Below are 24,511 nucleotides of genomic sequence, written 5' to 3'. Positions count from 1 at the left end.
GCGAGGCGGCGGAGCCGCACGCCCGTACGGTGATCAGTAGTAGTAGTAATTACCGTAGGCGTCGTAGTTCTCGGAGCCCGGCATCAGGTTGGTCTGGCCGCCCGGGGTGAGGTTGGTCTGGCCGCCGGGGGTCAGATCCTGCTGGCCGCCACACACCAGATTGGGCCAGGAGCAGGTCGGCAGGTTGGGGTCCTGCTCGGCTTGGGCGACACCAGCCGTCACCAAGCCGGCACCTAGCAGGGCGGGTGCCGCGGCGATCGCCATGGCGCGTGCGAAGCGGTGGGTGCGGCGGGTCGAGCGCTGGTCGGTCGTCATATGGTTTGCTCCTTCGTGTCGGTCTGGCGGGGCGGTCCCGCTGTCGTTGTGACGATGTCTAGACTGCTCGACCCTGAGCCGCGCTGATAGGACACCAAGGGTGCGGGGCGACTCACCCTTCTTGTGGTTCGATCCCACCAAGGTGGGCGGCGGTTTCGATGCCCGCGGTCGGAAGAAACCGACAATGCGCGGCAGTTGAAAATGCGATCAGTTCAGCACCCCGCCGGGCCTCGCGCCGGACCGAAAAACGCCCGTCCGGCAGCACCGGCATCCCGTGCGCAATGAGTGGCTGGACCAGCGACTGCGAACGCCGGCATCAGCCCCGTAATCAGCGACGCGATCGTCGTGTCGGCCGACGATCGATACACCGCCGAAACAGCGCGGGTGATCAGCGTGGTGGACGATCAGCTCGACGAGATGCCGTCCAGTATGTCGCCGAGTTTCGCGCTCCTAGGACGAAAAATGTTGCTGCACAGCACTATACGGCACGACTGAATCACACGATACCTTCGATTGGGCTCGCCGATATCGCTGACCAGCCGTAGGCCGGTTCGCATCCGATCCCTCTCCGGACGCTGTCGCGAAAGGCCGTGGTGTCAGCTGGTGTTAACTGAGATTCGTTTGTTTCCAATAGCTTTGAAGCAATTGCGTACCCTGTCGGGCGCGCGGGGTCCGACGGCTCGGATCGCGAGCCGGTCAACGAACAATAGCGTTCGCGAACGCCACGCGGCAAGGGCGGCGCGCGCCGACACGGCCCACTTCCCACACCTCGAGAGCCTAGCGGCAGACGCATTGCCGAACGTGTCACAAGCGCGTAGAAGCAAACAAACAGCGATCGAATTACGTTGTGCGCAAACAATTTAGATTGAAGCGCCGTCTGATCCGGATTCGCGACGCTCCCCTGCTGGGGATTGCCGATCGCTCCCTTCGGTCCGGCCGTATGGTCGACTACTGAACCATCATCCGTCTGAGTTGCCTTGTCGTGCACTGTGATTCCTCACAGAAGTTTGCTCAAAGAATTCCGGTCGGTTTCGACGCGCGACTAGATGTGTTGTGCGGTAGCCTCTTTCGCTATGTTCGTGGTTGAGGAACTTGTTGCGCTCGAGGTTGCGCTGGGTGATGGACTGGCCGTGGCGGGCGTCGAGCAAGACCATGTGGAACGACTACTACCGCGTGCGTGACGCTCTGCGCGCGTACGCGGACGAGCACCTCGGCGATCCGGACGATGTGCTGGTAGTGGATGAGGCCGGATCCTTCTACAAGAACGTGAAAATCCCTCGGGCGCAACATATATGTCCGCGTCAGGGCGGTGTCGTCGAGCGTTGTCGGCTCGACGATCTCGGCAACGGGCATGTCCCCGCTGCGTCGCGCCGCCGAACCGCACCGGTCGCCGCGGCCGACTACCACGCCACAGATATTGGCGCACAATGTATTTCACGGCTGTCGACATCGAAGTCGGCCCGGCTACGCGTTGGTTCCGTAGCCGGAGAGCCGTGGATTCCCGAACGGGCAACGGTCGCACCGCCGTCCGCCCCGCGAACCTCCCCCGGACCCAGCCGCGGATCCGGTACTCGGCGCGTACTTACGCCGACTCTTGCAGGCGACCACGAAATCGCCAACTCCCCGCGCTCCGCACCCACCGAGACCAGCGCCGACTAGCCCACCGAAGTCGCGGTGGCGGCATCGACGCCTGCTGCCGAACAGCCGATTCGTCCGTAACCGAACGCCCTCTCCAGGCCAGTGGTCGCCGCCGCGTGCCCGACTCCGCTCGCTATGACACCGAAGGAGCTCACCGCCAATGGACAATCCCACGTCACCGTCAGGACATCAGGAGGACGGGCGCCTGGTGGCGGCCATGTCCGGGCGGTCGAGCACCGCGCACGCGGTCGCGGACGGCGGCGTCCGCGTCGCCACCCCGGCGTCGAACGGTCATGCCCGCACCGAGTCCGCCGAGCAGCTCGCCGCGCCGGGCGACCGAGCGGCGATGGTCACCGAGCGGATGCGCGAAATCTTGGTCACCGGAAGCGATTTCGACGACATCTACCGTCACGTCCTGACCGCCCCCGGCAAACGGGTCCGGGCCAGGCTGGTGCTGGACTGCCACCGCCTGCTGCCGTCGGCCGTGACGGCGTCCGTCCCCGACGCCGTCGATCTGGCCTGCGCGATGGAGATGCTGCACGAAGCGTCGCTGATCCACGACGACATCTGCGACAGCTCGCTGCTGCGGCGCGATGCCCCCTCGGTGCCCGCCCTGTTCGGTATCCGGACCGCCGCCCGGGTCGGATTCCATATGGCGGGCACCGCATTACAGGTCTTGGCGCGGGTGCTGGAAGACAACCCGGTGGTCTGCGCGCAGCTCGGCGAGGCTCCCGGCGTCACCTACCTGGACAGCATCTCGGATCTGTCCGCGGGACAGCTGGTGGAGACCATGACCCCCGACGTCGACGATGCCGCGCTGCGCAGGCACTACGAGGTCGTCGCGGGCGCGAAGACCGGCACACTGTTCCGGCTGGCGTGTTCCTACGGCGGTACGGCGGGCGGGGTCGACCCCGACCGGCTGCGCGACCTGATGCGGTACGCCGAACAGTTCTCCCTGGCCTTCCAGATCATGGACGACGTGCGCGACGTCGAGGGCGACCCCGCGCTCGGCAAGGAGGCCTGCGGCGACCTGGATCGCAGAGTGCCGACCTGGCCGGTGATCGAATGGCTGGCGATACGCCCGAATGCTCGCGAAATGTGGCTTTCGCCAACGACTTCCAGCAGCGAATTGCAGGCCGACCTGGTGCGCAGCGGGGCGACCAAGGCCGCGCACGACGCCGCGATCCGCGCCGCCGAGACGGCGTGCGCGGCGCTGGAGACGTTCCCGCCGACACCGGCGCGGGACGACCTGCGCACCCTGGCGCTACAGGTGGTGTCGCGATGACCGGAGGAAGACTCGGCATCCTCGCCAACGGGCTGCGGAACCTGCGCCGCGCACCCGACCTGGCCGCGCTGCGGGCGGCGGGCTCCCCCGACGAACTGGCCAGGCGGGCACTGATCCCGGCGGCACGGAACATGGGAATCGCGATCGGCTTCCTCGGCGCGGACCTGCGGGCCGAAGCCACCGCTGCCCTGCTCGCCTGCCGCGTGCTCGACGCCTACGAGGACCTGATCGACCGTCCGCTGGCGGGCGCCGCCGTGCGGACCGCCGCGCAGTACCTCATCGGCGGCGCCGACACCCCGCCGCCACCGCCGGAGCGGGTCACGGTCCGCGACAGTGAGGCCGTCGACCTGGTGCTCGCCGAACGCATCGCGGACGTGCGCGCGCTGGTGTCGGCGCTGCCCGTCGCGGGACGGGAACGCGTGGGCAGCCTGCTGCTCGACATCGGCGATGTGATGGCCCGCAACCTCGAATCGCCACTGCCTCGGGTCGCCTACAGCGAGGGAGTGCTCGGCCGCGTGACGCATTACGCGTGCACGCTGGTCGCCGAAGAGGCTTGTGCCGAAGCCGATTTGCGCGAGCTCACCGCGTGCGTCGGCGTCATCGCCCAGGCGGCCAACGACCTGCGCGACGGCGAACTCGCACTCTACGGCGTCGCCGACCGCGCCGAACTGACCAGGGCGGTGATGCTGCGACTGCTGGCGCCTGCCTTGGGCGGGTTCGCCCTGCTGGCTCGCCTCGGCCCGCGCACCCCCAACCCGGGCGCCAGGGCGGCGATGGCGTACATGACCATCACGACGACCGGCTTCCTGTGTTCGACGGTCGGGGCGCCGGTCCCCTACCGGCGGCCGATCGGCGCCACCGCGCTGGCCGTCCTGTCGCCCGCGCGCTGGGCCAAGATGGTCGAGCGGGTCCAGCGATGCGCCGACGCGGCGGTCCACCGGGTGCTCGACACCTCGCCGGAACTCGGTACCGGTTCCGACGCGGCGGCGCGACTGCTCGGCGCGGTCGACCCTGGCACGCTGTCGCCCGCGATGGTGCCGCTGATCGTCGACACCACCTTCGCCCTCGTGCGGGCACTGCCGGAAGAACCGCTGACGGGCACACTCTCCGCCGCCGACATCCGCACCATGATGATCGCCGATCACCTGGCCTTCGGTGCACTTGACCGGCTACCGCCGCGCGGAGCAGACGAGATGCGCGCCCTCGCAACAAGATTCCAGCTGGCCGCCCTCGAAACCACTCCCGGAGGAGATCGTCCGTGACCAGTTCGTCCACCGACCCCGGCATAGGAACGCCCGACACCAACACCCGAGGAGAACACCTATGACCACCGTGCCAACCCGTCCCGGCGACGGAACGCCCCCGGCGGCCTCCGACCGACCGCCGTTCAGCCGCCGGGTGCTGAAGCTCGAGCACCCGGCGAACGTCGGCCCGCTACTGCACATCGTGGCGTGGGTCGTGCTGCTGTCCTTCGGCCTGTTCGTGCCGATCGCCACGAACTGGTATTTGGCCGTCCCGCTGATCATCGTGCTGACCCTGCTGAACTTCTCGCTCACCATCGGCGTGATGCACATGCACACGCATCGGGCGCTGTTCGTCTCGCGGCGGCTGAACCGCTTCGTGGACATCATGTGCTGTCTGCCCGCCACGCTGACCTCGGCGGAGATGCGCGAGGTGCACGTACTCAACCACCACCGGTTCAACGACGGACCGGGTGACGTCACGTCCACCGAGGGCATGGAGCGCGGGCTCGGCGCCGTGTGGTACTGGATTCGGTACGGCACCATCGTCAAGAACCACACCATGCGAATGATCTTCGCCGCCAACCCGTCCGAGGGTCGGCGCAAGCGTCGCCACACCTTCGTCCTCGACCTCACGCTCGCTTTGGCGCTGCCGATCGGCATCTGGTACGTCGCGGGCTTCGAGCGGTTCGCGCTGTTCTGGGGCCTGCCGTTCCTGATCACCCAGGTGAACTCCGGATACTTCGCCTGGCTGACCCACGCCCCGGCGCGGGTGTTCGAGGACGATCCGAGCAAATCGCTGAACACCGCGGGTAACTGGCTGAACTTCTTCATCTTCAACCAGGGCTACCACAGCGTGCACCACCGGTACCCGGGCGTGCACTGGTCGCAGATCCCCGACAAGCTCGATTTCATGCGGCAGGTCGACGCGGCCGTCATCGTGCCGTACTGGATGACGATCCAGTCGTCGTGGCGCCTTGTCCGGCCCGGTGGCTTCCTCGACGCGCGCTACGGCGAGCGGTGGAAGGCCAAGCTGGACAAGCGGATGGAGACGGGGACGGTCCGCCTGCGGTTCCTGCCCTGGTTCGCATGGATCTGACCACCGCGCAGCAACAGGTTCGGGGCGCGCTGACGGACCGCCGCCGGCTCGTCCCGTTCCTGCTGGCCTTCGGCGTCTACGGCGTCGCCGGAGTGACCGTGCCGCTGCTGCTGTTGTTCGCCGGAGGCTGGTGGCTGCCGAAGACCGTCGACGAGGGACCGCACCTGGCGACCGGTCCGGCCATCGCCGTAGACGTGCTGCTGCTCGCGCTGTTCGGCTTGCAGCACTCGGGCATGTCGCGACCCGCGTTCAAGGCGTTCATCACCCGCTGGGTGCCGGAAGCCTTGGAGCGCACCGTCTACATCGTCATGGTCTGCCTGGTCGTGTGGGTGATGTGCCTGGCGTGGCAGCCGCTGCCCCAGCGGGTCTGGTCGGCGGACGGTGTCGTCGGGACCGCGCTCGATGCCGGGTTCTGGCTCGGCTTCGTGCTCGTCTACGCGGCGACGTTGCTGCTCAACCACTTTCACCTGCTCGGCATCAGTCAGGCCTACCGTCACTACGTGATCCAGGTGCCGGACGCGACCATGGATCGCTTGCAGGTGCACGGGCCCTACCGTTTGGTGCGCCATCCGTTGATGACCGGCCTGCTGCTGTCGTTCTGGTGCGCCAGCGACATGACCGCCGGGCATCTGCTGTGGGCGGTCGGGTTGACCGGCTACATCCTGCTCGGCACGTTCCTGGAAGAGCGCGACCTCGTCGCACGCTTCGGCACGGCCTACCGCGCCTACGCCGAGCAGGTTCCCGCCTTCTTCCCGTCACCGCTCGGTCCCTCGGCGCGGGCACGTGTGCGCCAAGCCGTGTTCGGCCGTTCGGACCAACCGCTGTGACGGCCGAATACGGCTCGGCCTGAACGGCTTTCGCACCACCCAGCCCGTGGTCGCCGTCGCCGCACATCGACGTGGCCATCGGCTGTGCACCGTCCGCCACCGGTTCGTCCCCGGCACGGGAACGCGCCGGTGGCCCCTGCTCGAGTTGGGAGAGGAAACGACGTGAACAGCGTTCGCGAGGGCAACGGACCCATCACCGCGGGCACGGACGGCGGGCACGGCGCCGGTCGTGCCCACGGCAAGGCGATCCTGCTCGGCGAGCACACGGTGGTGCACGGCACGCCCGCCCTCGCGTTTCCGTTGCCGACGCTCGCGGCGCGCGCGGTCGCTCGCCTCGGTCGACCGGAGGACGAAGGCGATTCCCCTGCGGTACAGCACTTTCGGTTCGTCGCTGGCGATACCGTCACCGCGTCGTCCGGTGCCCACGTCGCGGTCGAGGAGGCGCTGCGGCGGTGGGGACTGGCGGGTGAGGTGGTCGAGGTCGTGCTCGACTGTGAGATCCCGCCCGCCCGCGGCCTGGGCTCCAGTGCCGCGTGTGCGGCGGCCGCGGTACGGGCGGTCGCCGACCTCTACGGCCGGACCATCGGCTCCGACGCGCTCTACGAGTTGGTCCAGTGCGGCGAGCAGTTCGCGCACGGCCGCGCCAGTGGCGTGGACGCCAGCGCCGCGGTCGCGACCGGACCGATCCGGTTCCAGGCGGGCACGGCGCGCGAGCTCGCCGTCGGGCTGGACGCCACCCTGGTGGTCGCCGACACCGGGACGGCGGGCGCAACCCAGCACGCGGTAGCCGCCGTCCGCCGCAAGCTGGACGCCGATCGGCGCGCGGCCGACCGGCTGCTGGAACGCGCGGCGAACCTGGTCGAGTCGGCGGCGGCGGATCTGGCGGCCGGTAGCGTCGAGTCGCTCGGCGAGACACTGCTCGAATTCCAAAGCCTGCTGGCCGAACTCGGCGTCAGCACACCCGAGATCGACACCCTCGTCACCGCCGCATCCGGCGCGGGCGCGTACGGCGCGAAACTCACCGGCGGAGGCCTCGGTGGCTGCGTCCTCGCCCTCACCGAGACCGGCGACGGCGCCGCGAGCGTGCGCGCGGCGCTGCACCGGGCGGGCGCCGTGCGGACCTGGATCGTTCCGACCCGAGCCGCACAACCATGACCGATTCCCGATTCCCCTCGCTACCGGAGCTCGAGAAACGCCAATGACATTCACAGCTGGAGCAGAGCTGGCCGACCCGCTCGCGGATCGGTTCGGCGACAACGTGATCGGCGACGCGGCGGTCGCCGTCGCGCACCCGAACATCGCCTTGGTCAAGTACTGGGGCAAGCGCGACGAGACGTATTTCCTTCCCGTCACGGGAAGCCTCTCGATGACCCTCGACATCTACCCGACAACGACCGCGGTGCGCTTGCACGCGGAACCGGGTGACACCGTTGTGCTCAACGACCGCCCGGCGGTCGGCGACGCGCACGCCAGGGTGGCGCGGTTCCTGGATCTGGTGCGCGCGCGGGCGGGCCGCGACGAACACGCCGTTGTCGTCTCCAGCAACGCCGGACCGACCGGCGCGGGCCTGGCCTCCTCGGCGAGCGGGTTCGCCGCGCTGGCCGTCGCCGCGGCCGCCGCCTACGGACTCGACGTGGACGCCCGCGCCCTCTCGCGGCTGGCTCGGCGGGGCTCCGGATCGGCCTGCCGTTCGATCTTCGGCGGGTTCGCGGTGTGGCACGCAGGGGAAGGCGACGGCGCGGCGGGAGACGCGAGTTCCTACGCGGAGCCGATCGACGGCGACGCGCTGGATCCGGCACTGATCGTCGCCGTCGTCGACGACGGGGCGAAGGCGGTGTCGAGCAGGGAGGCGATGCGGCGGACCTGCGACACCTCGCCGTTCTACCAGCCGTGGGCCGCCGCGTCCCGGCTCGACCTCGACGAGATGCGCAAGGCGATCGCGCGCCGCGATCTGCCCGCGGTCGGGGAGATCGCCGAGCGCAACGCCCTCGGCATGCACGCCACCATGCTGCTGGCCAGACCGTCGGTCCGATACCTCTCGCCGCGGTCGGTCGCGCTCCTGGATCGGGTGCTCGCGCTGCGCGCGGACGGCATCGCCGCCTACGCCACCATGGACGCCGGACCGAACGTCAAGGTGCTGTGCGCCCGCGCCGACGAGCAGCGAGTGACCACCGCCCTGCGGGACGGCGGCGACGTCGCCGACATCCAGGTGGCGCATCTCGGCCCCGGTGCGACCCTCGTCCGAGACGACGAGCGATGATCACCCGCCGCGCCCCCGGAAAGCTGTTCATCGCAGGGGAATACGCCGTCGTCGACCCGGGGCGCCACGCCGTTCTCACCGCGGTCGACCGCTATGCCACCGCCACGGTCGTCGAGGCCGATGACGAAGTCACGACGCTGCACTCGGAACTCGACGGTGGCGTGACGCTGACCTGCGGGCGCATCGGCGACGGACTGGTTCCCGCCGATGGCGTTGTGCCGCCGAACTTCAGCTACGTCTTCGCCGCGGCCGCGATCATTGATCGGCTGGTCGTCGAGCGCGGGATCGTGGCGCGCCCCTACCGGCTGAGCATCAGCACCGACCTCGCCGACGCGGACGGGAGAAAGCTCGGTCTCGGTTCCAGCGCGGCCGTCACGGTGGCCACCGTCGCGGCACTCGGCCAGTTCTATCGGCTCGGTCTCAGCTCGATGGACCGGTACCGGTTGGCGATGCTGGCCACCGTGTCGATCAACCCGCGCGCCTCCGGCGGCGACGTGGCGGCGAGCACCTGGGGCGGCTGGATCGCCTACAGCTCCCCCGACCGCGGGCACGTAGCCGAGCTGGTGGCCGAGAGCGGGGTGGCCGCCGCGCTGCGGGCGCCATGGCCGGGACTGTCGGTGCGCCCGCTGCCCACGCCGACGGGACTCGCGATGCGAGTCGGTTGGACCGAGAAGCCCGCGTCGACACCGGCATTGGTCGCCGGACTCCGCGCTGGCACGCCTGCCGACTTCCTGGTGCACAGCGACGAGTGCGTCCAACGACTCGTCGCCGCACTGGAAGCCGACGACGCACCGGCCATCCGCACCGAAATCGACCGCGCCCGAGCACTTCTGGTCGACCTCGACGCCCGAGCTCGATTGGGCATCATGACGCCGTCACTGCGTGCGCTGTGCGAGGCGGGCGCGGCCGTCGGCGCCGCGGCCAAACCCTCCGGCGCGGGTGGCGGCGACTGCGGCATCGCGCTCATCGACCGCGGCCGCACCGCGGCGATCACCGAGCTCACCGACCGCTGGGTCGGCGCCGGCATCCGGCCGCTGTCGCTGCGGACACATCCATTCGAAGGGGATCGCCGATGATCGCGAGCCGCAAAGACGATCACGTCCGCCACGCCGTGAGCCAGCAGCGCGACGGCGGCCCCAACGACTTCGACTCGGTCACCTTCGTTCACCACGCCCTCGCGGGCATCGACGGCGACGACGTGTCGCTTGCCGTCGACGTGGCCGGGAAGCGCTGGGATACACCGCTTTTCATCAACGGCATGACCGGTGGCAGTCAGCACACCGGAGAGATCAACCGGCAGTTGGCCATCGCCGCCCGCGAGACCGGGGTTCCGATCGCGTCCGGATCGATGAGCGCCTACTTCCGCGACCCCTCCGTCGCCGATACCTTCCGTGTGCTGCGCGAGGAGAATCCGCACGGCTTCGTGATGGCCAACGTCAACGCGACCGCGACGCTGGACGAGGTGCGGCGAGCGATCGACCTGCTGGAAGCGGACGCGTTGCAGATCCACCTCAACGCGGTCCAGGAGATCGTGATGCCCGAGGGCGACCGGTCTTTCGGCTCTTGGCCCCGGCAGATCGAGCGCATCACCGAGCACACCGCCGTGCCGGTGATCGTCAAGGAAGTCGGCTTCGGTCTCAGCAGGCCCACCGTCACCTGGCTGCGCGAGGCGGGCGTGGCCGTCGCCGATGTCGGCGGGCGCGGCGGCACCAATTTCGCGCGCATCGAGAACGACCGGCGCACCACGGCGGACTTCTCCTTCCTGACGGACTGGGGCCAGTCCACGGTCAACTGCCTGGTGGATTGCGCGGGCGTCACCGGCATCGACCTCTTCGCCTCCGGCGGCATCCGCTCACCCCTCGACGTCGCCCGCGCATTGGCGTTGGGCGCCAACGCGACCGGGGTCGCGGGTCGCTTCCTCGAGACGCTGGTCAGTCACGGCACCGACGCGTTGATCGAGACGATTCGCACGTGGCTCGATCAGCTGCGGCGGATCCTCACCGTGCTCGGCGCGCCGACGCCCGCCGACCTGGCAGGCAGCGACCTGCTGATCACCGGCGAGGTGGACACGTTTTGCCGGCTGCGCGGTATCGACGCGGCCTCCTATACCCACCGGAGTCCCTGGTGGAACGAATCGGAAAGAAGGAGCCACGCGTGAACGACGAGTCTTTCGCGGCGGTACCGCTGCGGTGGGTCGGCCCCGTGCGCATTACGGGCGACACCGTCGACGACAGTGTGGACGTCCCACTGGCCACCTACGAATCGCCGCTGTGGCCCTCGGTCGGTCGCGGCGCACGGATCTCAACGCTGACCGACAAGGGCGTGGTGGCCACCCTGGTCGACGACCGCATGACCCGCTCGATCCTGCTCGAGGCCGACGACGCCTACACCGCGCACACCACCGTCGGACAGCTGCGCGACCGGTTCCCCGAACTCCAGCGGGTGGCCGCGGGCAGCAGCCGGTTCGCCCGCCTCATCGACCTGCACCACCAGATCACCGGCAACCTGCTGTTCCTGCGCTTCGAATTCACCACAGGCGACGCCTCGGGCCACAACATGGCCACCCTCGCCTGCGACCACCTGATGAACCACATCCTGGCCACGATGCCCGGCCTGCGGTACGTCTCGATCTCCGGGAACTACTGCACGGACAAGAAGGCGACCGCGGTCAACGGCATCCTCGGCCGCGGCAAGAACGTCGTCACCGAGCTGCTCGTCCCCCGCGAAGTGGTCGAGAAGCGGCTGCACACCACCGCTCGCCAGGTGGCGGAGCTGAACATCCGCAAGAACCTCATCGGCACCCTGCTGGCGGGTGGAATCCGTTCCGCCAACGCGCATTACGCCAACATGCTGCTCGCCTTCTACCTCGCCACCGGGCAGGACGCCGCGAACATCGTGGAAGGGTCGCAGGGCATCACCCACGCCGAGGACCGCGACGGCGACCTCTACTTCTCGTGCACGCTGCCGAATCTCATCGTCGGGACAGTCGGCAACGGCAAGGACCTGAGTTTCGTCGACGAGAACCTGACCCGCCTCGGCTGCCGCGCGGATCGTGAGCCCGGCGACAACGCCCGCCGGCTCGCCGTCATCGCCGCGGCCACCGTGCTGTGCGGCGAACTGTCGCTGATGGCGGCGCAGACCAACAGCGGCGAATTGATGCGCGCCCATACCCAATTCGAACGGCCCACCGCAAGCATCCCCACCGCCACCATCGGAGCACAGCCATGACCGTCACACCGGTAGGAATCCACGACCTCTCCTTCGCCACCACCCACTACGCCCTCGATCACGCGGTGCTCGCCGAGCGCCTCGGCGTCGATCCCGACAAGTTCTACCTCGGCATCGGCCAGGAGAACATGAGTGTCGCCGCCGCCGACGAGGACATCGTCACCATCGCGGCGGCCGCCGCCAAGCCCATCCTCGACCGCCACGGCGTCGACAACATTCGCACCGTGCTGCTGGCCACCGAAAGCGGCGTCGACCAGTCCAAGGCGGCGGGCCTGTACCTGCACCCGCTGATCGGCCTGCCGAACACCGCTCGCGTCGTCGAGCTCAAGCAGGCCTGCTACGGCGGCACGGCTGGTCTGCAATTCGCCGCCGGACTCATCGCCCGCGACCCGTCGCAGCGCGTGCTGGTCATCGCCACCGACATCGCCAAGTACGAACTCGGCACCCCCGGCGAACCGACCCAGGGCGCCGCCGCGGTCGCCATGCTCGTCAGCGCGAATCCCGCGATCCTGCAATTGGATCCGCAGTCCGGCATCTACAGCGCCGACATCATGGACTTCTGGCGCCCGAACTACCGCACCGCCGCCATGGTCGACGGCAAGACCTCCGTCAACGCCTACCAGAAGGCCACCCAGGAAGCCTGGACCGACTACCGCCGCAACGGCGGGCGCGAACTCACCGAGTTCGCCGCGTTCTGCTACCACCAGCCGTTCACCAAGATGGCCTTCAAGGCGCACCGCCACCTGCTGGAGAGCCAGGGGCACACCGCCGACGCGGCGGAGATCGATTCCGCGATCCGCAACACCACGATCTACAACCGCACGGTCGGCAACAGCTACACCGCCTCGCTCTACCTCGGTCTCGCGTCCCTGCTCGACCACACCGGCGACCTGACAGGCAAGCCGCTGGCCTTCATCAGCTACGGATCGGGCAGCGTCGCCGAATTCTTCAGCGGCACAGTACAACCCGGCTACCGTGCACACCTGCGCACCGACGCCAACCGGGACGCCATCGCCACCCGCGTCGCGCTCGACTACGACCGCTACCGCGTGCTGCACGAAGCCGAATCGCCCTCGGACGGGATGTATCACGCCATCCCCGAGGAGACCGGCCGCCCCTTCCGGTTGGCCGCGATCTCCGGTCACAAGCGCATCTACGAATCCCGTTGAGGTCGAATATGAGCCAAAGCATCACCAACGGGGACACCACGCCTCGGCACACCCGCGTCCTCATCGTCGGGAGCGGGCTTTCCGGACTCGGCACGGCCGTCCGGTTGACCCAGGAGGGGTACACCGACTTCCTGGTCATCGAGCGCGGCGACGACGTGGGCGGCACCTGGCGGGTCAACACGTATCCGGGTGCGGGCTGCGATGTTCCGTCGCAGCTGTACTCGTACTCGTTCGCGTTGAATCCCGAGTGGTCGCGGTCGTTCTCGCCGCAGCCGGAGATCCACCGCTACATCCAGGGCATCGCCGATCGGTACGGTGTGCGCGACAAGCACATCTTCGGTTGCGCGATGACGAGCGCCAGGTGGAACGAGGCGGCCGCCCGGTGGGAGGTCGAGACCACGCGCGGGAAGTTCACCGCCGACGTCGTCGTCTCCGCCGCCGGGGTGCTTGCCGAGCCGAATCTGCCCGACATCAAGGGAATTCACTCGTTCGAGGGTGAGATCTTCCATTCCGCGCAATGGGATCACGACGCGGAACTGTCCGGTAAGCGGGTCGCGGTCATCGGCACGGGCGCCTCGGCCGTGCAGATCGTACCGTCCATCGCACCGCAGGTCGCGCGGCTCGACGTGTACCAGCGCAGCGCGGCATGGGTGTTCCCGCATCTCACCCGCAGGTACCTTGCTCCGGAGCGATTCGCGTTCAAACATGTTCCTGGACTTCAACGATTGCTCCGCGGGCTGATCTACGCCAACCGCGAACTGTTCGTGATCAGCCAGGCCAAGTACCCGGCCACGGCCGTGTTTCTCGAGCTGATCGCGCGCGTGAAGCTGTGGTTGGAGGTTCGCGATCCGGCGCTGCGCAAGCGGCTCACGCCGAAATTCCGGGCGGGCTGCAAGCGTCTGCTCGTCTCGAACCGGTTCTACCCGGCGCTCACCCGGGACAACGTCGAGCTCGTCACCGACGGCATCGAGGAGATCCGCGGACGCTCGATCGTCGCGGCGGACGGCATCGAACGCGAGGTCGACGCCATCGTGCTGTGCACCGGCTTCCACGTCGCCGATTCGCCGACCTACCGCATGTTCACCGGCCGGGGCGGACTCACGCTGTCCGAGGAGTTCGAAACCGAGGGGCTACAGGCCTACAAGGGCACGACCGTCGCGGGTTTCCCGAACCTCTTCACCATGCTCGGCGCCAACTCCGGCCTGAACTACACCTCGCTGATCTACATCATCGAATCCCAAATCGCTTATGTCCTCGACGCTCTCGCGACGATGGACAAGCGGGGCCTGCGCACGTTCGAGGTCCGAAAGGACGTGCAGGACGAGTACAACCGCGGCCTGCGGCAGAAGATGGCCCGCAGTGTGTGGCTCACCGGCGGCTGCACCAGCTGGTTCCTGGACCAGCACGGGAACAATCCCACGCTGTGGCCCGACTTCAGCTTCCGGTTCCGTGGGCAGCTGCGGAAGTTCGACGTTGCGAACTACGAGACGACTTCGGTTGTGGCGCAGGATAATACGCTGCCGAACCGAGCCGACGTGTCCGCCGCCGATCGTACGGAACAAGGAGCCACCGAGCCGGTGAGTCACACGGGCGGGTAGCGACGCAGCTCCACGCCCGGGCACATGGTCGGCGCGAAGGATTCGGCTGAGAAGCGAATGTGAGGAGGTCCCACTCCCCTCCCCCTCTCAAGATATAGCGCACCCGGGGGCTTGCGGCAAGACCCGGGTCATGGCCCATCATTGTCGGCCGGAAGCTATGACCTGCGGAAATGGGGAGTGCGGAAGTGCGTGTGTTGTTGACGACGGTGGGATCGCGCGGAGATGTCGAACCCGTGGTCGCGCTCGCTGTGGCGTTGCGGGAGCTGGGTGCGGAGGCGCTGGTGTGCGCGCCGCCGGACGAGGAGTTCGCGGAGCTGCTGGCGCGCGTCGGCGTTCCGCTCGTGCCGCTCGGCCCGTCGGTGCGCTCGGTGGTCGCCGGTGCGAAGCCGCCGACGGCGAACGACGCGTTCCGGTTCGCCCGCGAGCTGGTCGCGGCGCGGTTCGCCACGCTCACCGAGGCGGCCGAGGGATGTGACGCGCTGCTGGCGACCGGCCTGATGCCTGCCGGGGCGCGGGACGTGGCCGAGAAACTGGGCATCGGCTACGTGCTCGCGTGCTTCCAGCTCTACGGACTGCCGTCGCGGCACTACCCTCCGGGCGCGCGGCCGGGCAAGCCGTCACCGAAGAACGAGACCGACAACCGGGTGCTGTGGGAGCAGGACGCCCAACGGGTGAACGCGCTGTACCGCGAGGCGCTCAACAGCCATCGGGCGGCGATCGGCCTGCCGCCGGTGGACAACGTCCGCGACTACGTCTTCACCGACCGGCCGTGGCTGGCGGCGGACCCGACGCTGTGCCCGTCGCAGGGCATGACGGACCTCGACCTCGTGCAGACCGGGGCGTGGATTCTCCCGGACCACCGTCCACTCCCGGAGGAGCTGGAGGCGTTCTTGGATGCCGGGGAACCGCCGGTGTACGTGGGCTTCGGCAGCATCGCCTCGTACGTCCCGAAGGACATCGCCCAGGTGGCCATCGAGGCGGTCCGCGCGCAGGGTCGCCGCGTCGTTCTCGCGCGCGGCTGGGCCGAGCTGGCCCTGATCGACGACGCCGACGACTGCTTCGCCGTCGGCGAGGTCAACCAGCAGGCGCTGTTCGGCCGGGTGGCCGCGGTGGTGCACCACGGCGGCGCGGGTACCACGACGACGGCCGCCAAGGCAGGTGCACCCCAGGTGGTGGTCCCTCAGATCGCGGACCAGCCGTACTGGGCCGAGCGAGTGGCCAAACTGGGCATCGGCGCGGCGCACGACGGTCCGGCGCCGACCGTCGAATCCCTCTCGGCAGCACTCGAAGTCGCCTTGGCCCCCGAGACTCGTACGCGGGCAAGGGCCGTCGCCGACACGATCCGCACCGACGGGGCGACGGTCGCCGCGAAGATGCTTCTCGACATGGCTGGCGGGGGCGGATCCATCGTCAACTCCACAGTGTCACATGCACTTTCGGACGGAACCGCGTGACACCGACGCCGGAGCCGCGGATCATCGCCTGAATGCAGCGCGGCGTGGTGATGAACCGGAGCAGTTCTGACACCGCGGGCTGGCGGGCATCGGGCGGCAGTGTGGTCGCGCACCACTCGTCGGATACCTGCAGGCCGGGACCGTTGATGTGGGTCAACCGACCGGCCGCGAGGTCGGAGGAAACGGCGAAGCCGATCGTCAGGGTGATGCCCCCGACGCGGCGGACCTCTTCCAGAGCGGCGGCGTCGCTCTGGAAGATCCGCTGCTGCGATTCAGGAATCGCCAAGTCGCGCAACATCGTCGCGATATGTCCGTCCACACTGCCAGCGCTCGGGCCGAGCATCCACTGCTGCTCGCGCAGGAGCGCCGGATGGGGTGCGGTGCCCGCCAGCGGGCTGTCGGGGCGTGCGACCGAAATGATCGAGTACTTCAGGAACGGCCGGGCGGTGACGGTCGCGCCTGCGCCCTCCGGTGCGGGTCCGAGCGCGATGTCGACCGCGCGGGTCTCGATCAGCCTGCGGAACTGGCTGGTCGGATGCACGCTCAGCTCGACAGACAGATCCTTCGCCCGGGCCGCGAACAGATCGATGAGGCCGGGCGCGGCATGTTCGGCGAACGCGCTCGACGCCGCGATGTGGAGCAGCCGTCGGCCGTGCGCCGCCTCGCTCACCTCGATGGCGGTCTGGCGCTGTAGTCCGAGGATCTCGATCGCCCGGCTGGCCAGACGCAGCCCGCCGGGTGTGAAGATCAGTCCCGCCGCCGCGCGGGTGAACAGCGGGTCGTCGAGTTCCTTGCGCAGCTGGGCGATGTGCATCGAGACACCGGCGTCGGACATCCCCAGCTCTCTGGCCGCCGCATGGACGGAGCCGAGCCGCACCACGGTCGAGTAGGCCCGAAGCTGGGCGGGCGTCACGATTCGAGTCTAATTTGGAGGTGGGCGCAGCGCCTACCGCCGCATCGCGCGTGGAGGACGCATCATGCAGGACGTGCTCACGGATCTGATGACAACCTGGAACGCCGGGGGCACGGCTGGGGTCGCGACGGTCGTGCGGACCTTCCGTTCGGCGCCGCGACCGCCGGGCGCGGCCATGGTCGTCGCCCCCGACGGGACGGTCGGCGGTTCGGTCTCCGGTGGTTGCGTCGAAGGCGCGGTCTACGACCTCGCCACCGAGGTCATCCGGACCGGTCGCCCGGTGCTACAGCAATACGGCTTCTCCGACGACGACGCCTTCGCCGTCGGCCTCACCTGCGGCGGCGTCATCGATATCTTCGTCGAGGCGATCTCGCGGGCGACGTTTCCAGAACTCGGCGAGATCGCCGCCGACATCGCCGAGGACCGGCCGGTCGCGGTCTCGACCGTCATCGAGCACCCCGATGCCAGCCGGATAGGGCGACGGCTGCTGATCCGGCCGGACACCGCGCACGGCACGCTGGGGTCGGCGCGCGCCGACGACGCGGTGATCGATGACGGGCGCGGGCTGCTCGCGGCAGGTCGCAACGAGGTGCTGACCTACGGCCCGGACGGACAGCGGCGCGGCGAAGGTATGGCGGTTTTCGTCGCGAGCTACGCGCCGCAACCGCGGATGCTGGTGTTCGGCGCGATCGATTTCGCCGCCGCGGTCGCCAAGCAGGGATCGTTCCTCGGCTATCGGGTGACGGTGTGCGACGCGCGGCCGGTCTTCGCCACCTCCGCCCGGTTCCCGACCGCCGACGAGGTCGTCGTCGACTGGCCACACCGCTACCTGGCCGCGCAGATCGCCGCGGGCGCGATCGACTCGCGGACCGTCGTCTGCGTGCTGACCCACGATCCCAAGTTCGACGTTCCGCTGCTCGAGGTGGCGCTGCGCGCGCCGGAGATCGGCTATGTCGGCGCCATGGGATCGCGCCGCACGCACGACGAGCGGATGGCGCGGCTGCGTCGGGCCGGCCTCACCGACGAACAACTCGCCCGGCTGGCCAGCCCGATCGGGCTTGATCTGGGCGGCCGGACGCCCGAAGAGACGGCGGTCTCGATCGCGGCCGAGATCATCGCGCGACGCTGGGGCGGACACGGCCGTTCACTGACCGACACCGGCGGCCGGATTCACCACACGCCAGGCGCGACAGCGAATTAAGTGATCCCTTAAATCGGTCTTGACGGCGGCATGTGCGGGGCAGAGGCTGAGCTTCCCCATCGATGTGAGGTCGATCACATGCAAGTTCCTGGACCATTCGAATACGAGCGCGCGACGGGCGTGGACCACGCCATCGGACTACTCGACCGGCTGGGGGAAGAGGCGCGGATCATCGCGGGCGGGCACAGCCTGCTGCCGATGATGAAGCTGCGGCTGGCCAATCCGGAATATCTCATCGACATCAACGACCTGGCGGCCGAGCTGGGCTACATCGTCACCGATCCGACCCTGGTGCGCATCGGTGCGATGGTCCGGCATCGCAACTTGCTCGAATCGGACCGCCTCGCCGCGGTGTGCCCGATCTTCCGCGACGCCGAGCGGGTGATCGCCGATCCGGTCGTGCGCAACCGCGGCACGATCGGCGGCTCGCTGTGCCAGGCCGATCCCGCCGAAGATCTCACCACGGTCTGCACGGTCCTCGGCGCCACCTGCCTGGTGCGCGGACCGTCCGGCGAGCGGGAAATCGCGATGGACGACTTCTTGGCCGGACCGTACGAAACCGCCATGTCGCACAACGAACTTCTGATCGAGATCCGGATTCCCGTGCGGCACCGGACCTCGAGCGCCTACACGAAGGTGGAGCGTCGGGTCGGCGACTGGGCCATCGCGGCGGCAGGCGTGACGGTGACCTTGAACGACGGCGCGATAGCGGCCGCACGGATCGGCCTGACGGCAGTCGTCCCCGATCCGGCGGCGCTGGCCGCCGCGTCGGACGCGCTCATCGGCCGGCCGGCCACCGAAGAGGTCTTCGCGGAGGCGGGCCGCCGGGCGAGCGCGGCGTGCGCACCGGTCTCCGACGCGCGAGGCAGCGCGGAGTACAAGCGCCATCTCGCGTCCGAACTGACGATCCGCTCGCTGCGCAGCGCCGTCGAGCGAGTGCTGAACCATCCCGCGCCGAAAGGGAATTAGCCATGCAGGTAACCATGACCGTCAATGGCGAGTCGGTCACCGCGGAAGTAGAGCCACGCACCCTGCTCGTGCACTTCCTGCGAGATCAATTGCGGCTCACCGGAACCCACTGGGGCTGTGACACCAGCAACTGCGGCGCCTGCGTGGTCGAGGTCGACGGCGAACCGGTGAAGTCGTGCACGATGCTTGCCGTCATGGCGGGCGGCCACGCGGTGCGCACCGTCGAGGGACTGGAAGTGGACGGCCAGCTCGATCCCGTCCAAGAGGGTTTCATGCAGTGCCACGGGCTCCAGTGCGGATTCTGTACGCCGGGAATGATGATCACCGCCAGGGCGCTGCTCGACCGCAACCCGAATCCCGACGAGCAGACCATCCGCGAGGCGATCTCGGGCCAGATCTGCCGCTGCACCGGATACACCACGATCGTGCGGTCCATCCAGTGGGCCGCGTCGAAGCAACGAGGCGAAGCCGCGGAACCCGAACCCGCCGCCACGGCAGCGCCCGCGGGGAGCGCGTCATGACCGCCGTCGAGCCCCGCCCCGAAGACCGTGTCGACAACGACCGCAAGCCGTGCGGTCACGGCAGGATGCTGCGCAAGGAGGACCCGCGATTCATTCGCGGCCGCGGCAACTTCGTCGACGACGTGGCGCTGCCCGGCATGCTGCACATGGCGATCCTGCGCTCCCCGTTCGCGCACGCGCGGATCGTCAGCGTGGATGTCTCGGCGGCACAGGCGCTTCCGAAGGTCAAGGCCGTCGTCACGGGCGCGGATCTCGCGGCGAAGGGCCTGGCTTGGATGCCGACGCTGTCCAACGACGTGCAGGCGGTGCTCGCGACGGACAAGGTCCGATTCCAAGGCCAAGAGGTGGCCTTCGTCGTCGCCGAGGATCGCTACTCCGCGCGCGACGCGCTGGAGCTGATCAATGTCGAGTACGAGATGCTCGATCCGGTGATCGACGCCAGGACCGCGCTGTCGCCCGAGATGCCGGTGATCCGCGACGATCTCGAGGGCAAGCGCGACAACCACTGCTTCGACTGGGAGACCGGCGACGCCGCCGCGACCGAGGCGGTGTTCGCGCGCGCCGATGTCGTGGTGAAGCAGGAGATCGTCTACCCGCGCGTGCATCCCGCCCCCATCGAGACGTGCGGCGCCGTCGCGGATCTCGATCCCGTGACGGGGAAGCTCACGCTGTGGTCGACGACTCAGGCGCCGCATGCCCACCGCACGCTGTACGCGTTGGTCGCCGGACTGCCCGAGCACAAGATCCGGGTGATCGCCCCCGACATCGGCGGCGGATTCGGCAACAAGGTACCCATCTATCCGGGCTACGTCTGCGCCATCGTCGGGTCGCTGCTGCTCGGCAAACCGGTGAAGTGGATGGAGGACCGCAGCGAGAACCTCACCAGTACTGGGTTCGCCCGCGACTACATCATGGTCGGCGAGATCGCCGCGACCGCCGAGGGCAAGATTCTCGCCATCCGGTCGACCGTGCTCGCCGATCACGGCGCCTTCAACGGCACGGCCGCGCCGTTGAAGTACCCGGCGGGCTTCTTCGGCGTCTTCACCGGTAGCTATGACATCGAGGCCGCGTACTGCAAGATGACCGCGGTCTACACCAACAAGGCGCCCGGCGGCGTCGCGTACGCGTGCTCGTTCCGGATCACCGAGGCCGTCTACTTCGTCGAGCGGTTGGTCGATTGCCTCGCCCACGAATTGAAAATGGATCCGGCCGAACTGCGGTTGCGGAATCTCCTTCGCCCAGAACAGTTCCCGTACACAAGCAAGACCGGCTGGGTCTACGACTCCGGCGACTACGAGAAGACCATGCGCCTCGCGATGGATATGATCGGCTACGACGCGTTGCGTGAAGAGCAGCGGGACAGGCGAGCACGCGGCGAGCTGATGGGCATCGGGATGTCCTTCTTCACCGAGGCCGTCGGCGCTGGCCCGCGCAAGGACATGGACATCCTCGGACTCGGCATGGCCGACGGGTGCGAGCTGCGCGTCCATCCGACCGGCAAAGCCGTTCTGCGCCTGTCGGTTCAGACCCAGGGTCAGGGACACGAGACGACGTTCGCTCAGATCGTCGCGGAGGAGCTCGGCATCCCGCCGGACGACATCGACGTGGTGCACGGCGACACCGATCAGACGCCGTTCGGCCTCGGCACCTACGGCAGCCGGTCGACACCGGTCTCGGGTGCGGCCGCCGCGCTGGTGGCGCGGAAGGTGCGCGACAAGGCGCGGATCATCGCCTCCGGCATGCTCGAGGTCTCCATCGCCGACCTGGACTGGGAGAAGGGCTCGTTCCACGTCAAGGGCGATCCGTCCGCGGCCGTCACGATCCAGCAGATCGCGATGCGCGCGCACGGCGCCGGTGACCTCCCCGAGGGAATCGAGGGCGGGCTCGACGCGCAGATCTGCTACAACCCGGAGAACCTCACCTATCCCTACGGTGCGTACTTCTGCGTCGTCGACGTCGACCCTGGAACGGCCGTGGTGAAGGTGCGGCGCTTCCTGGCCGTCGACGACTGCGGAACCCGCATCAATCCGATGATCATCGAGGGCCAGATCCACGGCGGCATCGTCGACGGTATCGGCATGGCGTTGATGGAGATCATCGCCTTCGACGAGGACGGCAACTGCCTCGGTGGCTCCCTGATGGACTACCTGATCCCCACGGCGCTCGAGGTTCCGCATCTGGAGACCGGCCACACGGTCACCCCGTCGCCGGTGCATCCGATCGGCGCCAAAGGCATCGGCGAATCGGCCACGGTCGGATCGCCCGCGGCGGTGGTCAACGCGGTGGTGGACGCGTTGGCGCCGTTCGGAGTTCGGCACGCCGACATGCCGCTGACGCCGTCGCGGGTGTGGGAAGCGATGCAGGGCAGGCCGACACCGCCCATCTGAGTGGATACCAGCGATGAGATCACCGATGAAGATCAGCGAGCGAGCACAGCAGCTGGTCCGCACCCGGACTCCGTTCGTGCACGCGACCGTCGTGCGCGCGCAGCAACCGACCTCGGCGCACGCCGGGGACGAGGCGATCCTCTTGCCGGACGGCACGATCGAAGGGTTTGTCGGCGGCCAGTGCGCCCAGAACTCGGTCCGCAAGGCCGCGCTTGGCGCACTGCAGTCGAACGAGAGCGTGCTGCTGCGGGTGCTGCCCGACGGCGATCTGCAATTTCCCGAGGCGCCCGGCGCGGCGGTGGTGGTGAATCCCTGCCTGTCCGGCGGCGCGCTGGAGATCTTCCTCGAGCCGCAGATCCCGGCGCCGCTGGTGCGCATCTGCGGTGCGACGCCCATCGCGGACGCACTGGCCGAAATGTGCGAACTGGTGGGATTCGGGGTGCAACGCGGTGCTGCCGAAGCTGACCCGCTGGATTCACCTTCCGACACCACGGCGATGGTGATCGCCAGCCACGGCGGACCGGAAGCCGAGCTGATCCGGGCGGCGCTCGACGCGGGCGTGGGCTATATCGGCTTGGTGGCCAGCAAGATTCGCGGTGCGTCGATCCTCGACGAGCTCGGATTGACCGACGCCGAGCGTGCGCGCGTACGCACACCAGTGGGTTTGCCGATCGGGGCCAAGACCTCGCAGGAGATAGCTGTCTCGATCGTCGCGGAACTGATCCAGGCGATCCGCAAGGATGGTTTGACCGTCCCGTCGAGCCCGGTGAGCGTCGTCTCCGAGGCTCTGGACCCGGTGTGCGGCATGACGGTGGCGGTCGGGCCGGATACGCCACATCTCACCGTCGACGATGTCGACTACTGGTTCTGTAGTTCCGGCTGCCGCAGTTCCTTCGCAACGACGAAGACGGACTCATGACGAGCGGGTTCGTCACCGGAGTCGTCCTCGCCGCGGGAACCTCACGGCGTCTCGGGACTGCGAAACAGCTGCTGCCGTATCGGAATACGACGGTTCTGGGCGCCACCCTCGACGTGGTGCGCTCGTGCGCTTTCGATCAGATGATCGTCACCCTCGGCGGATCCGCCGAGGCGATCCGGCAGCGGGTCGATCTCACCGGGTTGGCGGTGGTCATGGCCGAAGAGTTCGGTTCGGGCTGCTCGTCGTCGTTGCGTTCGGCGCTGCGCTCGGTGGACCCACAGGCCGACGGAATCGTGCTGGTGCTCGGTGATCAGCCGGGTCTTTCGGCGACGACGGTCGATCGGCTGATCGCCGAGGGAACGACCGGAGCCATCACGGTCTGCCGCTATCGAGACGGCCTCGGGCATCCCTTCTGGCTGAGCCGCGGCATGTTCGGCGAGTTGGCCGAATTGCACGGCGACAAAGCCGTGTGGAAGATCATCGAGTCGGGCCGCGTGCCGGTGTCCCTGCTCGATGTCGACGCACCGGTGCCCCTGGACGTGGACACCTGGGACGACTACGAGCGCCTGCGCGCCGCGTCACCGCCATGATGTCGCCGTTCGACGATGTCGAGGACGTCGTGCGACGTTTCGACGCCGACGACTACCTGCTCGACACCGGGACCGCCGCGGCCTTCTATCTGGCCACCACGCTGGGGCGGCCGCTGCTGCTGGAAGGCGAACCGGGAGTGGGCAAGACGACGGCCGCGAAGACTCTCGCCACCGTGCTCGGCGCACCGCTGATCCGCCTGCAGTGCTACGAGGGCCTCACCGTGAGCGAAGCGCTCTACGACTGGAACTACCAACGTCAACTGCTCAGCATCCGGCTCGCCGAGGCGCTCGGCGCCGACCTCACCGAAGCCGACCTGTTCACCGAGGCATTCCTGGTCGACCGTCCGATCCTGCGCTGTGTCCGGTATCGCGGACCGACCCCGCCGGTGCTGCTCGTCGACGAGATCGACCGCGCCGACGACGAATTCGAGGCGCTGCTGCTGGAATTCCTCGGCGAGGCGGCCGTGACCGTTCCCGAGCTCGGCACCTTCGTCGCCGAACAGCCGCCGCTGGCGGTGCTGACCTCGAACCGCAGCCGCGACCTGCACGACGCGCTGCGGCGGCGCTGCCTCTACCACTGGATCGACTACCCCGAACCGGCCCGCGCGGTCGCGATCGTGCGACGCACCGTGCCAGGGGCGACCGACGCGCTGATCGAGCACGCCACCCGATTCGTCGCCCACACCCGCACTCTCGATCTCGACAAGCCGCCCGGCGTCGCCGAGACCATCGACTGGATCGCGGCATTGGCGACACTCGATGTCACCGAACTCACCGCGCCGGAGGCGATCGCCGCGCTCAGCGCACTGGCCAAGACGCCCGACGACCGCGTCACCGTCGACGCGGCGTTCGCCGAATACACCCGAGGTCCGACTTCTGGATGAGAGGGATACTCCG

22 protein-coding genes are annotated in these 24,511 nt (G+C 68.6%); 20 read left to right on the top strand and 2 right to left on the bottom strand.

The window, feature by feature from the left end:
• Nucleotides 1-33: 33 nt before the first annotated feature.
• Nucleotides 34-315, bottom strand: coding sequence for a hypothetical protein (locus tag CRP45_RS05035; protein ID WP_097243985.1), 282 nt, complete (start codon nt 313-315; stop codon nt 34-36).
• A gap of 1,116 nt (nt 316-1,431) precedes the next feature.
• Between CRP45_RS05035 and CRP45_RS33190 the strand changes: the two genes are divergently transcribed.
• From CRP45_RS33190 to CRP45_RS04975, 13 genes are all read left to right on the top strand, one after another.
• Nucleotides 1,432-1,974, top strand: coding sequence for a hypothetical protein (locus CRP45_RS33190; protein ID WP_143861341.1), 543 nt, complete (start codon nt 1,432-1,434; stop codon nt 1,972-1,974).
• Nucleotides 1,975-2,113: 139 nt separating this feature from the next.
• Nucleotides 2,114-3,238, top strand: coding sequence for a polyprenyl synthetase family protein (locus CRP45_RS05030; protein ID WP_245909904.1), 1,125 nt, complete (start codon nt 2,114-2,116; stop codon nt 3,236-3,238).
• Complete coding sequence (locus CRP45_RS05025; protein ID WP_097243984.1) at nt 3,235-4,500, top strand: hypothetical protein; 1,266 nt, start codon at nt 3,235-3,237, stop codon at nt 4,498-4,500. The genes CRP45_RS05030 and CRP45_RS05025 overlap by 4 nt, the downstream gene beginning before the upstream one ends.
• Before the next feature lie 61 nt (nt 4,501-4,561).
• Nucleotides 4,562-5,578, top strand: a complete 1,017-nt coding sequence (locus CRP45_RS05020; protein ID WP_097243983.1) for a fatty acid desaturase — start codon at nt 4,562-4,564, stop codon at nt 5,576-5,578.
• Nucleotides 5,569-6,405, top strand: coding sequence for a methyltransferase family protein (locus CRP45_RS05015; protein ID WP_067783565.1), 837 nt, complete (start codon nt 5,569-5,571; stop codon nt 6,403-6,405). The genes CRP45_RS05020 and CRP45_RS05015 overlap by 10 nt, the downstream gene beginning before the upstream one ends.
• A 162-nt stretch (nt 6,406-6,567) precedes the next feature.
• Entirely contained in the window at nt 6,568-7,560 is a 993-nt protein-coding gene (mvk, locus tag CRP45_RS05010; protein WP_097243982.1) for a mevalonate kinase, read from the top strand.
• Nucleotides 7,561-7,603: 43 nt separating this feature from the next.
• On the top strand, nt 7,604-8,665 hold the full coding sequence (gene mvaD / locus CRP45_RS05005; RefSeq protein WP_097243981.1) for a diphosphomevalonate decarboxylase: 1,062 nt from the start codon (nt 7,604-7,606) through the stop codon (nt 8,663-8,665).
• Entirely contained in the window at nt 8,662-9,741 is a 1,080-nt protein-coding gene (locus CRP45_RS05000) for a phosphomevalonate kinase (protein ID WP_097243980.1), read from the top strand. Before mvaD ends, CRP45_RS05000 begins: the two co-directional genes overlap by 4 nt.
• Complete coding sequence (gene fni / locus CRP45_RS04995; RefSeq protein WP_097243979.1) at nt 9,738-10,823, top strand: type 2 isopentenyl-diphosphate Delta-isomerase; 1,086 nt, start codon at nt 9,738-9,740, stop codon at nt 10,821-10,823. The genes CRP45_RS05000 and fni overlap by 4 nt, the downstream gene beginning before the upstream one ends.
• Nucleotides 10,820-11,893 carry a hydroxymethylglutaryl-CoA reductase gene (locus tag CRP45_RS04990; protein ID WP_143861340.1) on the top strand — a complete coding sequence of 358 codons (1,074 nt, stop codon included), beginning with the start codon at nt 10,820-10,822 and terminating at the stop codon, nt 11,891-11,893. Before fni ends, CRP45_RS04990 begins: the two co-directional genes overlap by 4 nt.
• Nucleotides 11,890-13,062, top strand: coding sequence for a hydroxymethylglutaryl-CoA synthase (locus tag CRP45_RS04985; RefSeq protein ID WP_097243978.1), 1,173 nt, complete (start codon nt 11,890-11,892; stop codon nt 13,060-13,062). The genes CRP45_RS04990 and CRP45_RS04985 overlap by 4 nt, the downstream gene beginning before the upstream one ends.
• 8 nt (nt 13,063-13,070) lie before the next feature.
• On the top strand, nt 13,071-14,660 hold the full coding sequence (locus CRP45_RS04980) for a flavin-containing monooxygenase (RefSeq protein WP_097243977.1): 1,590 nt from the start codon (nt 13,071-13,073) through the stop codon (nt 14,658-14,660).
• Between the two features lie 185 nt (nt 14,661-14,845).
• On the top strand, nt 14,846-16,114 hold the full coding sequence (locus CRP45_RS04975) for a glycosyltransferase (protein WP_097244571.1): 1,269 nt from the start codon (nt 14,846-14,848) through the stop codon (nt 16,112-16,114).
• Here the strand turns inward: CRP45_RS04975 and CRP45_RS04970 are convergent.
• Nucleotides 16,071-17,027, bottom strand: coding sequence for a LysR family transcriptional regulator (locus CRP45_RS04970; protein ID WP_097243976.1), 957 nt, complete (start codon nt 17,025-17,027; stop codon nt 16,071-16,073). The genes CRP45_RS04975 and CRP45_RS04970 overlap by 44 nt on opposite strands.
• Before the next feature lie 64 nt (nt 17,028-17,091).
• Here CRP45_RS04970 and CRP45_RS04965 point away from each other — a divergent pair, with 64 nt between their 5' ends.
• The 7 genes from CRP45_RS04965 (at nt 17,092) to CRP45_RS04935 (ending at nt 24,498) form a co-directional block, all read left to right on the top strand.
• A complete protein-coding gene (locus tag CRP45_RS04965; protein WP_097243975.1) occupies nt 17,092-18,228 on the top strand; it encodes an XdhC family protein in 1,137 nt (378 codons plus the stop codon).
• Between the two features lie 78 nt (nt 18,229-18,306).
• A complete protein-coding gene (locus CRP45_RS04960; RefSeq protein WP_097243974.1) occupies nt 18,307-19,197 on the top strand; it encodes an FAD binding domain-containing protein in 891 nt (296 codons plus the stop codon).
• A gap of 2 nt (nt 19,198-19,199) precedes the next feature.
• Entirely contained in the window at nt 19,200-19,718 is a 519-nt protein-coding gene (locus tag CRP45_RS04955; RefSeq protein ID WP_067783589.1) for a (2Fe-2S)-binding protein, read from the top strand.
• A complete protein-coding gene (locus CRP45_RS04950) occupies nt 19,715-22,105 on the top strand; it encodes an aerobic carbon-monoxide dehydrogenase large subunit (protein ID WP_067783592.1) in 2,391 nt (796 codons plus the stop codon). The genes CRP45_RS04955 and CRP45_RS04950 overlap by 4 nt, the downstream gene beginning before the upstream one ends.
• Nucleotides 22,106-22,130: 25 nt before the next feature.
• A complete protein-coding gene (locus CRP45_RS04945) occupies nt 22,131-23,024 on the top strand; it encodes an XdhC family protein (protein WP_179830807.1) in 894 nt (297 codons plus the stop codon).
• Entirely contained in the window at nt 23,021-23,614 is a 594-nt protein-coding gene (locus CRP45_RS04940) for a nucleotidyltransferase family protein (RefSeq protein WP_097243972.1), read from the top strand. Before CRP45_RS04945 ends, CRP45_RS04940 begins: the two co-directional genes overlap by 4 nt.
• Nucleotides 23,611-24,498, top strand: a complete 888-nt coding sequence (locus CRP45_RS04935; RefSeq protein WP_097243971.1) for an AAA family ATPase — start codon at nt 23,611-23,613, stop codon at nt 24,496-24,498. Before CRP45_RS04940 ends, CRP45_RS04935 begins: the two co-directional genes overlap by 4 nt.
• Nucleotides 24,499-24,511 lie beyond the last annotated feature (13 nt).

Origin of the sequence: Nocardia amikacinitolerans (assembly GCF_900215415.1) — a bacterium.
Classification (GTDB): domain Bacteria; phylum Actinomycetota; class Actinomycetes; order Mycobacteriales; family Mycobacteriaceae; genus Nocardia; species Nocardia amikacinitolerans.
Note: the sequence above shows the minus strand (reverse complement) of the source record. Positions and strands in the feature narration are given on the sequence as shown.

What these genes read in the sequence shown, in the direction of transcription:
- CRP45_RS05035 (WP_097243985.1), bottom strand. Translation starts at nt 315, where the DNA reads ATGACGACCGACCAGCGCTCGACCCGCCGCACCCACCGCTTCGCACGC.
- CRP45_RS05030 (WP_245909904.1), top strand. Translation starts at nt 2,114, where the DNA reads ATGGACAATCCCACGTCACCGTCAGGACATCAGGAGGACGGGCGCCTG.
- CRP45_RS05025 (WP_097243984.1), top strand. Translation starts at nt 3,235, where the DNA reads ATGACCGGAGGAAGACTCGGCATCCTCGCCAACGGGCTGCGGAACCTG.
- CRP45_RS05020 (WP_097243983.1), top strand. Translation starts at nt 4,562, where the DNA reads ATGACCACCGTGCCAACCCGTCCCGGCGACGGAACGCCCCCGGCGGCC.
- CRP45_RS05015 (WP_067783565.1), top strand. Translation starts at nt 5,569, where the DNA reads ATGGATCTGACCACCGCGCAGCAACAGGTTCGGGGCGCGCTGACGGAC.
- mvaD (WP_097243981.1), top strand. Translation starts at nt 7,604, where the DNA reads ATGACATTCACAGCTGGAGCAGAGCTGGCCGACCCGCTCGCGGATCGG.
- CRP45_RS05000 (WP_097243980.1), top strand. Translation starts at nt 8,662, where the DNA reads ATGATCACCCGCCGCGCCCCCGGAAAGCTGTTCATCGCAGGGGAATAC.
- fni (WP_097243979.1), top strand. Translation starts at nt 9,738, where the DNA reads ATGATCGCGAGCCGCAAAGACGATCACGTCCGCCACGCCGTGAGCCAG.
- CRP45_RS04985 (WP_097243978.1), top strand. Translation starts at nt 11,890, where the DNA reads ATGACCGTCACACCGGTAGGAATCCACGACCTCTCCTTCGCCACCACC.
- CRP45_RS04980 (WP_097243977.1), top strand. Translation starts at nt 13,071, where the DNA reads ATGAGCCAAAGCATCACCAACGGGGACACCACGCCTCGGCACACCCGC.
- CRP45_RS04965 (WP_097243975.1), top strand. Translation starts at nt 17,092, where the DNA reads ATGCAGGACGTGCTCACGGATCTGATGACAACCTGGAACGCCGGGGGC.
- CRP45_RS04960 (WP_097243974.1), top strand. Translation starts at nt 18,307, where the DNA reads ATGCAAGTTCCTGGACCATTCGAATACGAGCGCGCGACGGGCGTGGAC.
- CRP45_RS04955 (WP_067783589.1), top strand. Translation starts at nt 19,200, where the DNA reads ATGCAGGTAACCATGACCGTCAATGGCGAGTCGGTCACCGCGGAAGTA.
- CRP45_RS04950 (WP_067783592.1), top strand. Translation starts at nt 19,715, where the DNA reads ATGACCGCCGTCGAGCCCCGCCCCGAAGACCGTGTCGACAACGACCGC.
- CRP45_RS04945 (WP_179830807.1), top strand. Translation starts at nt 22,131, where the DNA reads ATGAAGATCAGCGAGCGAGCACAGCAGCTGGTCCGCACCCGGACTCCG.
- CRP45_RS04940 (WP_097243972.1), top strand. Translation starts at nt 23,021, where the DNA reads ATGACGAGCGGGTTCGTCACCGGAGTCGTCCTCGCCGCGGGAACCTCA.
- CRP45_RS04935 (WP_097243971.1), top strand. Translation starts at nt 23,611, where the DNA reads ATGATGTCGCCGTTCGACGATGTCGAGGACGTCGTGCGACGTTTCGAC.